The sequence below is a fragment of the Buttiauxella ferragutiae genome (genome assembly GCF_022637515.1).
GTDB classification, from domain to species: Bacteria; Pseudomonadota; Gammaproteobacteria; order Enterobacterales; family Enterobacteriaceae; genus Buttiauxella; species Buttiauxella ferragutiae.
The window spans coordinates 345,737-358,324 of record NZ_CP093332.1 but is presented as its reverse complement, the minus strand read 5'-3'; the positions used below and the strand labels follow the sequence as shown (position 1 = coordinate 358,324).

Here is a 12,588-nt window from a genome sequence, read left to right as displayed (position 1 = left end):
TTATAAACTGCCCAATGGAAACGTAATGGGAAATTTAAGGTGAAGTTCGTAAAGTATTTATTAATCCTTGCAGTGTGTTGCATTCTGCTGGGAGCAGGCTCGATCTTCGGGCTCTACAAATTTATTGAGCCGCAGTTGCCTGATGTCGCCACGCTTAAAGACGTGCGACTCCAGATCCCAATGCAGGTTTATAGCGCCGATGGTGAGCTGATCGCACAATACGGGGAAAAACGCCGTATCCCGGTTACGCTCCAGCAAATTCCGCCAGTGATGGTGAAAGCGTTTATTGCAACTGAGGACAGCCGTTTCTACGAGCACCACGGTGTTGACCCTGTCGGGATCTTCCGTGCTGCCAGTGTGGCGCTGTTTTCGGGTCACGCTTCTCAAGGTGCGAGTACCATCACGCAGCAGTTGGCACGTAACTTCTTCTTGAGCCCTGAACGCACGCTGATGCGTAAGATAAAAGAAGTGTTCCTGGCGATTCGTATCGAGCAGTTGCTGACTAAAGATGAAATCCTCGAGTTATACCTTAACAAGATTTATCTCGGTTACCGTGCCTATGGTGTCGGTGCGGCAGCACAAGTCTATTTCGGTAAGCCGATTGATCAACTCACACTGAGTGAAATGGCGGTGATTGCCGGCTTGCCAAAAGCACCGTCAACCTTTAACCCGCTTTACTCAATGGATCGTGCCACTTCCCGTCGTAATGTCGTGTTATCGCGTATGTTAAGCGAAAACTATATTACGCAGGCGCAGTATGATGAAGCGCGTAATCAGCCTATTGATGCTAATTATCACGCGCCAGAAATCGCTTTCTCTGCGCCGTATCTTTCAGAGTTGGTGCGCCAGGATATGGTGGCGCGTTATGGTGAAAAAGCCTACGAAGATGGTTTTAAGGTTTACACCACCATCGCGCGCAAAAATCAGCAAGCCGCGCAGCAAGCCGTACGCAATAACGTAATTGCTTACGATATGCGCCATGGTTACCGCGGCCCATCCAATGTGCTGTGGAAAGTGGGCGAAACACCGTGGGATCAAACCAGGATTGTTGATTCGTTAAAGAATCTACCGGTCTACGGCCCAATGTTCCCTGCCGTTATTACCCAGGCAACCCCGACAGAAGCGACAGCGATGATGGCTGACGGCAGCGCCGTTTCCATCAGTATGGAGGGCATGCGCTGGGCGCGTCCTTATCGTTCAGATACCGCACAAGGCCCAACGCCGCGCAAAGTGACGGATGTCGTGCAAGCTGGGCAACAAATCTGGGTGCGTAAGGTTGAAGAGAGTTGGTGGCTTGGGCAAGTCCCGGACGTAAATTCCGCACTGGTTTCTATCAATCCACATGACGGTGCAGTTGTCGCATTGGTGGGTGGTTTTGACTTCAATCAGAGCAAGTTTAACCGCGCCACGCAGGCATTACGCCAGGTTGGCTCCAACATCAAACCGTTCCTTTATACAGCAGCAATGGATAAAGGTCTGACCCTGGCGAGCGTGCTGAACGATGTGCCGATCTCGCGCTGGGATGCCGGTGCCGGATCCGACTGGCGCCCGAAAAACTCTCCGCCAGAATATGCAGGTCCAATCAGGTTGCGCCAGGGGCTTGGTCAATCGAAAAACGTGGTGATGGTGCGTGCGATGCGAGCCATGGGTGTCGATTATGCAGCTGAATACCTGCAACGTTTCGGCTTCCCTGCGCAGAATATTGTGCACACCGAATCTCTGGCCTTAGGTTCAGCCTCGTTCACACCGATGCAGGTCGCTCGCGGCTATTCTGTGATGGCCAACGGTGGCTTCCTGGTCGACCCGTACTACATCTCAAAAATTGAGACTGAAGTTGGCGGCACTCTTTTTGAAGCCAAACCGAAAGTGGCTTGTGCTGATTGTGATATTCCAGTGATTTACGGCGAAACGCAAAAGTCTAATGTGCTGGAAAATCAGGATGTGGAAGATGTCGCACAATCTCAGGAACAGCAGAACGCCAGCGTGCCAATGCCGAAACTGGAACAAGCGAACAGCGAGTTGGTGGCACAGAGCAGCCCGCCGGAGTACGCACCGCATGTGATTAACACTCCATTGGCATTCCTGATCAAAAGTGCGCTGAACTCCAATATTTATGGCGAACCAGGTTGGCAAGGTACCGGCTGGCGTGCGGGTCGTGATCTAAAGCGTAACGATATTGGCGGCAAAACCGGCACCACGAACAGCTCGAAAGACGCGTGGTTCTCAGGCTACGGACCTGGTGTGGTGACATCCGTATGGATTGGTTTTGACGATCATCGCCGTGACCTTGGACGAACCTCCGCATCAGGCGCTATTAAAGATCAAATCTCAGGTTATGAAGGTGGGGCGAAGAGTGCTCAACCAGCATGGGATGATTTTATGAAAGCCGCACTGGAAGGCGTACCGGAAGAACCGTTAACCCCACCACCGGGCATCGTCACCGTGAATATTGACCGTTACACCGGGCAATTGGCGAATGGTGGAAGTAGCCGTCCGGAATTCTTTATCGAAGGCACTCAACCGACGCAGCAGGCTGTGCATGAAGTGGGTACCACGATAATTGATAACGGCGAGAGCCACGAGTTGTTCTAAGACGTTGATGCAGCCCGCCTCACTTTGATGCGGGCTGCATTGAGCAGAACTACAAACGCCCCTGCTCTTTCAACCATTCACGCACCAGGAAAAGCGCACTGACATTTCGCGCCTCGCTAAAATCTTCTTCATTAAGCAAATCAAGCAGCGACGCCAGCGGCCAACGGACTTGTGGCAACTCTTCAGGCTCGTCACCTTCCAGCGATTCGGGATAAAGATCCTCAGCAATCACGATATTCATTTTGCTGGAAAAATAGGACGGTGCCATTGTCAGCTTTTTCAAAAACGTCAGCTGATTAGCGCCAAATCCAACCTCTTCTTTGAGTTCGCGATTTGCCGCTTCAAAGACGGTTTCGCCAGGGTCGATTAACCCTTTAGAGAAACCAAGCTCATAGGATTCAGTTCCAACTGCGTATTCACGGATCAAAATCAAATGATTGTCGATGATAGGCACTATCATTACAGCTTCGCGCGCAGACGGGCGCATCCGCTCATAGACGCGGCGCACACCGTTGCTAAATTCCAGGTCCACCGTTTCGACATTAAACAGCCGTGAACGGGCCACGGTTTCAACATGTAAAATGGTCGGTTTTTGTAATGGTTTACTCATTGTGGCTGGGCTAACAGTAAATGCAGGTACTTCATTGTGCGGTATGCCACATATCTCACGCAACGAACATTCGAAATTATTTACATTCCTGTAACTTTACAGTGATTTTTCTCAGTCTCTGCTACATGTCAACGGGCTGCAAATGAAATAGGAATTTGCTGATATTTCTCGCAAAGTCGCTTTGCTAACATTATGTTACAGCACGCTATGCACCAAAAATGTCTCAAGAAAGACGTCATAGCTGCCGATAAAGATGTAGCTTAAAGTCTGTTGGGCAGACGCCCGAATGCTGTAAGGGGTGCAACTTGCTGCGTTTTAATAAAAAAACGAGTGTTTGATGGGGAAAGCATGAGCACCTTATTACTTCTTTTAGCTGCTATGCTGGCCTGCATCTTAATTGCGGGGTGGCTGATTTGGCGCAACCTGCGCTTACGCGCTCGTGTCTCACAAGCACAATCATTTAGTGGCGCGACCTCGCGCAAGCTAACTGCTGATGAACGCGCCGCTGTTGAAAATTACATCGAATCTTTAGCCCGCACGCAGGATATCGTCGGGCCTTCTGGTGCCAGCGCCGCGCCGCCCAAACTGGTGCTCAATGCGTTGAGTAACACCGCGCTTTCGCTCACTCGCGCTATCACCCGCTATGGCTTATCCACCGACGATCCGAATAAGTGGCGTTACTACCTCGATTCTGTAGAGGTACATCTTCCGCCATTCTGGGAACAGTACATTACCAACGATAACTACGTTGAGCTGATTCGTACTGAAACCATGCCGCTGGTGATTTCCCTTAACGGACACACACTTATCGATTACAGCAGCGAAAATTTTGGTTTCGCTCTGGAAAAGAACCCTCACAGCCAGGCGTCGATTCGTGGGGAAGAAAGCGAACAAATAGAACTGCTGAATATCCGCCAGGAAACGCCTGAAGAGTACGCGCTGAGTCGTCCCGACGGATTACGTGAGGCCTTACTCATCTGTGTGGCTTTCATTATGCTGTTTTTGTGTCTGGTGACCCCATCGGTCGTTTTACCGTGGTTAGTGGGTGGCGCCTTTATGCTGTTGGCCGCGAGCCTGTGGGGTTTATTTGCTCCGCCAGCAAAAAATGCGCTGCGTGAAGTTCACTGCTTACGCGGCACGCCTAAACGCTGGGGGCTATTTGGCGAATCGAATCAGGAACAGATTAACAATATTTCGTTAGGGATAATCGACCTGATCTATCCAGCTCACTGGCAACCGTATGTTGCTCAGGATCTCGGGCAAAAAACGGATATTGATATTTATCTCGACCGCCATGTCATTCGCCAGGGGCGTTTTCTGTCATTGCATGACGAAGTCCGCAACTTCCCTATCCAACATTGGGTCCGCAACCTGGTGATTGCCATCGGTAGCCTGTTAGTGCTGACGATGCTGACAATCTGGGTACCTTTAGAAATGCCGCTCAAGCTAAGTATCTCCTGGCTGGAAGGCGCGAAAACTATCGAAGCCAAAACGGTGGCTGATCTCGATAAAACAACGCTCCGGGTTGGCGACACGCTGAAAGTAAACGGTACGGGGATGTGTAACGTCCATACGCCAGGAAACTACACCACGCGACAAACTTATCCGTTTACGCCGTTCGACTGTTCACAAATTATCTGGAATACCGCCCAATCTCTGCCGGTGCCGGAATCAGATATTATGGATAAAGCCACGGCGTTAACGCAGGCAGTCAGTGGGCAAATCCATCCGCAGGCCAGCGATGATTCAAAAGTTAACCCGCAGTTACGCAGTGCTATTCAGAAATCAGGCATGGTGTTGCTGGACGATTTCGCCGGTATTGTGCTGAAAACTCAGGCGCTTTGTACCAGTGACGACGAATGTGTACGACTGAAAAATGCGTTGGTAAACCTCGGCAATACCAAAGATTGGGATACGCTGACCAAAAAAGCGGATTCTGGAAGACTCGCTGGCGTGAATGTACTGCTGCGCCCAGTCAGTGCCGAGTCGCTGGATAACCTGGTGACCACCTCTACGGCACCGTTCTTTATTCGTGAAACATCACGCGCGGCACAGGCTCTGAATAGCCCAGCACCAGGCGGATACGTGATTATTAGTGACGAAGGTAGCGACCTGGTTGAGCAACCGTTGCCGCCCGTTCCGCTATACGATATTCCAGCGCAAGAGCAGTGGTCTGAGTTCCAGCGGCTAGCCGAAATGCTGCTCAAAACGCCATTTAAAGCCGAAGGCATTATTACCGGCATTAGCCAGGATGCGAACGGCACTAAGCATATTACTCTGCACCGAGTCCCGGATAGCAGCGGACTATGGAGTTACATCAGTACCACGCTGTTGCTTATCAGCATGGTTATTTGTCTGCTGGTTAACGGTGTACTGGCTATTCGCCGTTATCGCCGTAATCGCAACCGTCTGGCGCAAATCCAGCAGTACTATGACAACTGCATCAATCCGTCTCTTACCACAATCTCCGCTGTACGCCCGCTGTTCTAAACTTCGCGTGACAGGTTGTGCTAACCTGTCACGCAGTTTTTCTTAATCAGGTCCGAACCTATGCATATTGATATTGCCTGGCAAGATGTCGATACCGTCTTGCTGGATATGGACGGCACGTTGTTGGATCTCGCTTTCGACAATCACTTCTGGCAGAAACTGGTTCCAGAAACACTCAGTGAACACAGATCGATTCCTTTGGATGAAGCCCATCAGCTGATTCGTCAGGAATATCACGCGGTGCAACATACGCTAAACTGGTACTGTCTGGATTACTGGAGTGAGCGTCTGGGTTTGGATATTTGTGCGATGACCACCGCACAAGGGCCAAATGCGGTGTTACGTGAAGATACCGTCCCGTTCCTTGACGCCCTTAAATCCTGCGGAAAGCGCCGCATTTTGCTGACCAATGCGCATCCGCATAATCTGGCCGTCAAACTTGAACATACCGGTTTAGCTCAGCACCTTGATTTATTACTTTCTACCCACACATTTGGTTATCCGAAAGAAGATCAGCGGTTGTGGCAAGCCGTTACTAAACACACCGGGCTGGAACCTGAGAAAACGCTATTTATAGATGATAGCGAACCAATTCTGGATTCCGCTGCGAAGTTTGGCATTCGCTATTGCCTGGGTGTGACCAATCCCGATTCAGGCCAGCCCGACAAAACCTGGCAACGCCATCCGGCATTGAACGATTATCGCCAACTACTCCCGAAGTTGATGTTTAAGGAGTCGTGATGAAAGAAAAAGCGTCTGAAGGTGTGCGTCTCGACAAATGGCTGTGGGCAGCGCGTTTTTATAAAACCCGTGCCATTGCCCGGGAAATGGTGGAAGGCGGGAAAGTGCATTACAACGGCCAACGCAGCAAGCCGAGTAAAATCATTGAGCTGAATGCCATGCTGACACTCCGCCAGGGTAATGACGAGAAAACCGTCAAAGTGCTGGCCATTACTGAGCAACGTCGTCCGGCCACTGATGCCTCACAGCTTTATGAAGAGACAGCAGAAAGTATCACTAAACGGGAAAAAGTGGCGCTGGCGCGCAAGATGAATGCGCTGACGATGCCACACCCCGACCGACGCCCCGATAAAAAAGAGCGTCGCGATTTGATGAAATTTAAACACGGTGGCAACGAATAGCTGCCATCTTGATGCATGAGAGAAAATTATGGCTCAACACGACCAACTACATCGTTACTTGTTTGAAAACTTCGCCGTGCGCGGTGAACTGGTAACGGTTTCCGATACCTGGCAGCAAATCATGGAACACCATGATTACCCGGCCCCGGTGAAAACTATTCTTGGTGAATTGCTGGTCGCGACCAGCCTGCTGACGGCGACCCTCAAATTTGATGGCGACATTACCGTACAATTGCAGGGTGATGGCCCAATGAACCTTGCCGTCATCAACGGCAACAATAACCAGCAAATGCGTGGTGTTGCGCGTTATAAAGGTGAAATCCCTGCCGATGCAGATTTGAAAACCCTGGTGGGCAATGGCTACCTGGTGATCACCATCACTCCGGCTGAAGGCGAGCGCTATCAAGGTGTGGTTGGGCTGGAAGGCGATACTTTGGCGGCATGCCTGGAAGATTACTTCTTGCGTTCCGAACAGCTCCCAACGCGCCTGTTTATCCGCACCGGCGATGTTGAAGGCAAACCTGTGGCTGGCGGTATGCTGCTGCAAGTGCTGCCAGCTCAAGACGCGCAAGCAGACGACTTCAACCACCTGGCTGCACTGACTGAGACAATTAAGGCTGAAGAGTTACTGACATTGCCAGCCAATGATGTGCTGTGGCGTTTGTATCACGAAGAAGAAGTAACACTTTACGACCCACAAAACGTCGAATTTAAATGTACTTGTTCACGTGAGCGCTGTGCCGATGCGCTGAGAACTCTGCCTGATGAAGAAGTGAACAGCATCATCGCAGACGAAGGTGAAATCGACATGAACTGCGATTATTGCGGCAACCACTACGTGTTCAACTCGATGGACATTGCTGAGATCCGCAACAATGCCTCCCCGGCAGATCCGCAGGTTCATTGATTGTTTTTTGCCCATTTTGGTGTTCTCCTTCTCCTGTGGGCTGTCTCTTGTACACAACTCATCCTGGCTATCTTGTCAGGGTGAGATCTGTAAGCCCTGCTGGTTTTCCGTTCACCCGTGTGTTCAGTTATCTCTTTAATTCCCGCAAACGGTGAACGTATCAAGGGGTTAACGCCAACCCCTTGATAATCCAGGCGCCCGGCAAATCAATCGCCGCTAAAGCGGTAAACACCGTTTTTCACCCAACATTCGGGGTCGTTCGCGATTCGTTCCAGACGATCGCTCTCTCACGTGGTTCCCGACCACGTGACCCCGACTGAAGGGTAAAAAACGGCGCGATTGAAGCCGGGGACAAGGTCAAAACCGTTCTGGCTTATGACTTTGACCTTGAATTTCGGGTCCGGCTTAAATCGCCTCCATTTTGACTCCAGGTGGCAGGGTCCAGCCGTCGGGAACGGCTGGAGGGCGCGATCGTCTGGAACGAATCGCAACCGACCCTGACACGGAGGCAAAATGGAGGTTTACCGCTTGCGGCGATTTATTTGCCGGGAGTCAGGGTTCTTAGGGTGACGACGGTGGTCACCCTAAGACGTTCACCGGTTCAGTGGCTATATGAAACACTGAACATCGGGTGAACGGAACTGTCTCCCGGCTCACAGAGATGTGACCAAGAGACAGCTCCATCAGGGAGAGGGCCAGGGTGAGGGCATCCAGGCCTAAATCAATTTCAAAGTTTGCACACAAGTGCGCTCTCAGTCACACCTCGTCCGTTAATCGCACTATTTTTTAACATATTCAGAATATTTTCCCCGATGCATTTATATTTCCTGCCATACTCTCACCCCGTTGTGACTCGCTTCACAGCGTTTTCCGCTATATGGATTCGAGTGGATGCTCAAATCTATGATAGGTGTCGCGGTTAACAACCAATAAACAACCCTACAATCTCAAGCAGTACAAATTGGCTAAGGAGCAGTGAAATGCGAGTTAAAGGCATAACCCCGCAAGATCTCAAGGCTTATGGAATTCATGACGCAAGTGAAGTGATTTATAACCCTGATTACGACACCTTGTACCACGAAGAACTAAATCCCAACCTGGAAGGTTTTGAGCGCGGCATAGAAACAAATCTCGGTGCAATTGCTGTTGATACCGGCATTTTTACCGGTCGTTCCCCGAAAGATAAATACATTGTCCGTGATGACACGACGCGCGATACCCTGTGGTGGGCGGATAATGGTAAGGGTAAAAACGATAATAAACCGCTCAGCGAAGAAACCTGGCACCATCTGAAAGACCTGGTCACCAACCAACTGTCTGGAAAACGCCTGTTTATTATTGATGCTTTCTGCGGTGCGAACGCAGATACCCGTCTTTCAGTGCGTTTTATTACCGAAGTGGCCTGGCAGGCTCATTTCGTTAAAAACATGTTCATCCGTCCTACAGACGAAGAATTAGCCACCTTTGAAGCTGATTTTGTGGTGATGAACGGTGCAAAATGCACTAACCCACAGTGGCAAGAACAGGGTCTGAACTCTGAAAACTTCATCGCATTTAACCTTACCGAACGCGTGCAACTGATTGGCGGGACCTGGTACGGCGGCGAAATGAAGAAAGGTATGTTCTCGATCATGAACTACCTGCTGCCGTTGAAAGGCATCGCCTCAATGCACTGCTCAGCAAACGTCGGCGAAGAAGGCGATGTAGCTGTGTTCTTTGGTCTGTCTGGCACCGGTAAAACTACGCTTTCTACCGATCCAAAACGTCGCCTGATTGGCGATGATGAACATGGCTGGGACGATGACGGCGTGTTCAATTTCGAAGGCGGCTGCTACGCAAAAACCATTCGTTTATCCAAAGAAGCAGAACCGGAAATCTTTAATGCGATTCGCCGTGATGCGCTGCTGGAAAACGTCACCGTGCGTGACGATGGTTCTATCGACTTTGATGACGGTTCTAAAACCGAAAACACCCGTGTTTCCTACCCGATTTACCATATCGATAACATCGTTAAACCGGTTTCTAAAGCGGGCCACGCCAACAAAGTTATCTTCCTGACCGCTGATGCCTTTGGCGTTCTGCCTCCGGTTTCACGCCTGACGGCAAATCAAACTCAGTACCACTTCCTGTCTGGCTTTACTGCCAAACTGGCCGGTACAGAGCGCGGTGTCACAGAGCCTACACCAACGTTCTCCGCTTGTTTCGGTGCTGCATTCTTGTCTTTGCACCCGACTCAATACGCAGAAGTGCTGGTCAAACGCATGCAGGCCGCAGGCGCTCAGGCTTATCTGGTTAATACCGGCTGGAACGGCACAGGCAAACGTATCTCCATCAAAGACACGCGCGCGATTATTGATGCGATTCTGGATGGTTCTCTGGACGACACTGAAACCTTCACGCTACCAATCTTTGGCCTTGCGGTTCCAACTGCGCTGCCAGGTGTTGATACCCACATTCTGGACCCACGTAAAACCTACGCATCCCCAGAATTGTGGCAGGAAAAATCTGAGCAACTGGCTAAGTTGTTTATCGAGAACTTTGATAAATACACTGACACTCCAGCAGGTGCAGCACTGGTGAGTGCAGGGCCGAAGCTGTAATTCGCACTGTAATTGATAGTAAAAAGCCCTCTCAATCTCTCTGAGAGGGCTTTTTTTATTCCCGCTCGTTATTGAGAGGCTGAGGAGATTTATTCATCGGCAACGGCAAATAAGCCTTTATCCGCAAACCACCGCGTTCGCTAACGCCGATGTCCAGCAAGCCGTTATGGTTGTCGATAATACGTTGCACAATCGCCAACCCTAAACCGGTACCGCTGGTGCTGCGAGCACTGTCGCCGCGCACAAATGGCTGGAACAGATGCTTGAGCTGGTCAGGTTTAATCCCTGGGCCGTCGTCCTCTACCTGGAACCAGGCACGGTTTAACTCACCGCCACTGCTGACTTTAATCCAGCCATTACCGTAACGCGCGGCATTAACCACCATATTGGCGGCAGCACGTTTAATGGACAACGGATGGATATTCACCAGCAATTCGCCTGCTTGCAGATCGGTGTCGATTTCCCGCTCGTAACCACTTTCCGCGGCCACCACTTCACCCAACACACTGTTGAGATCGGCAGTCTCCAGCGGCATCTCTTGCCCGGTACGCAGGTAATCGATGAACTGCTCGATTATCGCATTACACTCTTCGATATCTTTGTTAATCGACTCGGAGAGATAGCCATCTTCCTCACTCATCATTTCTGTTGCCAGACGAATACGAGTGAGCGGCGTACGTAAATCGTGGCTGACGCCCGCCATTAACAGCGTGCGGTCATCGGCGAGCTGCTTCACACCGGCGGCCATATGGTTAAACGCCCGGGTAACTGAGCGCACCTCTGACGCGCCATATTCACGCAACGGCGGCGGAATAATACCTTTACCGACCTGCAAAGCGGCGTGTTCCAGGTCAACCAAGGGTCGGTTCTGGATACGGATAAACAACCATGCACCACCAATCGCCAACAGCATTATCGCCAGCGTATAGCGGAACAACGGTGAGAAGTCGCCCTGATGGATTTCAGTCAGTGGTACACGGACCCAAATATTCGGCGACAGCCACGTCTTCAGCCAGACAACCGGCGAGCTCTTGTTAACCTCAACGCGCACTTCGGTTGGGCCACCCAATTGCTGCGCCATTTGATGACTGAGGAATTCGTAATGCTGCGCCCAGCGCAAACCCGCGTCTTCCGCCGCTTCATTGGAATAGAGAGAGATTCCCAACTCACGATAGATTTCACGCCGAAAAGCAGGCGGAACCACCAGTTGCGTACCATCTTCGAGTTGCAGTTTATCGGTCATCAGCATACGAACTTCGTAAGCCAGTACCTTATTAAACTGTTGCAAGCTCGGCAGAATGGCAAAGTTCAACACCACAAGGTAGGTCGTCACCAGGCTGACGAACAGCAAGGTGACAATCAGTAATAACGTGCGGGCAAACGAGCTTCTGGGGGAGAAGCGGACTCGCCTCATGCCTTGGAACCGTCCGGCACAAATACGTAGCCCAGGCCCCAAACGGTCTGGATATAGCGTGGATGCGCAGGATCTTCTTCGACCATGCGACGCAGACGAGAAATCTGCACATCAATTGAGCGTTCCATCGCACTGTATTCACGGCCACGGGCCAGGTTCATCAGTTTATCGCGTGATAACGGTTCGCGCGGATGGCTGACCAACGCTTTCAGAACCGCGAACTCGCCGCTGGTTAATGGCATAGGTTCGTCTTCACGGAACATCTCACGGGTGCCGAGGTTCAGTTTAAACTTACCAAAGGCGATAACCGCTTCTTCCTGAGAAGGTGCACCAGGCAGTTCATTAGCCTGACGGCGCAGAACAGCACGGATACGTGCTAACAGTTCACGCGGGTTAAACGGTTTTGGAATGTAGTCATCAGCGCCAATTTCCAGGCCCACGATGCGGTCAACTTCTTCGCCTTTCGCGGTCACCATGATGATTGGCATTGGGTTGCTTTGGCTGCGCAGACGGCGGCAGATAGACAAACCATCTTCGCCTGGCAACATCAGATCAAGGACCATCAAATGGAAGGATTCACGGGTTAGCAGGCGATCCATCTGTTCTGCGTTAGCAACGCTACGGACCTGGAAGCCTTGTTCGGTGAGGTAACGTTCCAGCAGCGCACGCAGGCGCATGTCGTCATCCACGACCAGAATCTTATAATTCTCTTGCATTCTTATACTCCCAAAGGCTCGAACAGTGAGTGCGTATTCTTAAAAAACTGCGGCGTTACGACCAGTCAATTCTGGTATATATTCTAGTCGAAATTGTTACAAAGCATATTAAACAGA

General features: G+C 50.8%; 9 protein-coding genes. 6 read left to right on the top strand and 3 right to left on the bottom strand.

What is annotated here, in order from left to right; all coding sequences use genetic code 11:
- Nucleotides 1–39: 39 nt before the first annotated feature.
- A complete protein-coding gene (mrcA, locus tag MNO13_RS01525) occupies nt 40–2,592 on the top strand; it encodes a peptidoglycan glycosyltransferase/peptidoglycan DD-transpeptidase MrcA (RefSeq protein ID WP_064542821.1) in 2,553 nt (850 codons plus the stop codon).
- A gap of 49 nt (nt 2,593–2,641) precedes the next feature.
- Here the strand turns inward: mrcA and nudE are convergent, their stop codons facing one another.
- Nucleotides 2,642–3,202 carry an ADP compounds hydrolase NudE gene (nudE, locus tag MNO13_RS01520; protein ID WP_064542818.1) on the bottom strand — a complete coding sequence of 187 codons (561 nt, stop codon included), beginning with the start codon at nt 3,200–3,202 and terminating at the stop codon, nt 2,642–2,644.
- A gap of 348 nt (nt 3,203–3,550) precedes the next feature.
- Between nudE and MNO13_RS01515 the strand changes: the two genes are divergently transcribed.
- From MNO13_RS01515 to pckA, 5 genes are all read left to right on the top strand, one after another.
- Nucleotides 3,551–5,692, top strand: a complete 2,142-nt coding sequence (locus MNO13_RS01515) for an intracellular growth attenuator family protein (RefSeq protein WP_121814756.1) — start codon at nt 3,551–3,553, stop codon at nt 5,690–5,692.
- 60 nt (nt 5,693–5,752) lie between these two features.
- Entirely contained in the window at nt 5,753–6,433 is a 681-nt protein-coding gene (yrfG, locus tag MNO13_RS01510) for a GMP/IMP nucleotidase (RefSeq protein ID WP_241939461.1), read from the top strand.
- Nucleotides 6,433–6,834 (top strand): ribosome-associated heat shock protein Hsp15, encoded by a 402-nt coding sequence (gene hslR / locus MNO13_RS01505; protein WP_133522101.1) that lies wholly within the window; start codon nt 6,433–6,435, stop codon nt 6,832–6,834. The genes yrfG and hslR overlap by 1 nt, the downstream gene beginning before the upstream one ends.
- A gap of 28 nt (nt 6,835–6,862) precedes the next feature.
- Nucleotides 6,863–7,741, top strand: coding sequence for an Hsp33 family molecular chaperone HslO (gene hslO / locus MNO13_RS01500; protein ID WP_064542806.1), 879 nt, complete (start codon nt 6,863–6,865; stop codon nt 7,739–7,741).
- Nucleotides 7,742–8,721: 980 nt separating this feature from the next.
- Nucleotides 8,722–10,341: a phosphoenolpyruvate carboxykinase (ATP) gene (pckA, locus tag MNO13_RS01495; RefSeq protein ID WP_064542797.1), complete on the top strand. Its 1,620-nt coding sequence runs from the start codon at nt 8,722–8,724 to the stop codon at nt 10,339–10,341.
- Between the two features lie 55 nt (nt 10,342–10,396).
- On the opposite strand, the gene envZ is transcribed toward pckA, so the two are convergent.
- A complete protein-coding gene (gene envZ, locus MNO13_RS01490; protein WP_064542794.1) occupies nt 10,397–11,755 on the bottom strand; it encodes a two-component system sensor histidine kinase EnvZ in 1,359 nt (452 codons plus the stop codon).
- Complete coding sequence (ompR, locus tag MNO13_RS01485; RefSeq protein ID WP_001157751.1) at nt 11,752–12,471, bottom strand: osmolarity response regulator transcription factor OmpR; 720 nt, start codon at nt 12,469–12,471, stop codon at nt 11,752–11,754. The genes envZ and ompR overlap by 4 nt, the downstream gene beginning before the upstream one ends.
- Nucleotides 12,472–12,588 lie beyond the last annotated feature (117 nt).

Excerpts from the sequence above, each read along its gene's own strand:
- hslR (WP_133522101.1), top strand. The coding sequence starts at position 6,433 with ATGAAAGAAAAAGCGTCTGAAGGTGTGCGTCTCGACAAATGGCTGTGG.
- MNO13_RS01515 (WP_121814756.1), top strand. The coding sequence starts at position 3,551 with ATGAGCACCTTATTACTTCTTTTAGCTGCTATGCTGGCCTGCATCTTA.
- yrfG (WP_241939461.1), top strand. The coding sequence starts at position 5,753 with ATGCATATTGATATTGCCTGGCAAGATGTCGATACCGTCTTGCTGGAT.
- ompR (WP_001157751.1), bottom strand. The coding sequence starts at position 12,471 with ATGCAAGAGAATTATAAGATTCTGGTCGTGGATGACGACATGCGCCTG.
- pckA (WP_064542797.1), top strand. The coding sequence starts at position 8,722 with ATGCGAGTTAAAGGCATAACCCCGCAAGATCTCAAGGCTTATGGAATT.
- hslO (WP_064542806.1), top strand. The coding sequence starts at position 6,863 with ATGGCTCAACACGACCAACTACATCGTTACTTGTTTGAAAACTTCGCC.
- envZ (WP_064542794.1), bottom strand. The coding sequence starts at position 11,755 with ATGAGGCGAGTCCGCTTCTCCCCCAGAAGCTCGTTTGCCCGCACGTTA.
- nudE (WP_064542818.1), bottom strand. The coding sequence starts at position 3,202 with ATGAGTAAACCATTACAAAAACCGACCATTTTACATGTTGAAACCGTG.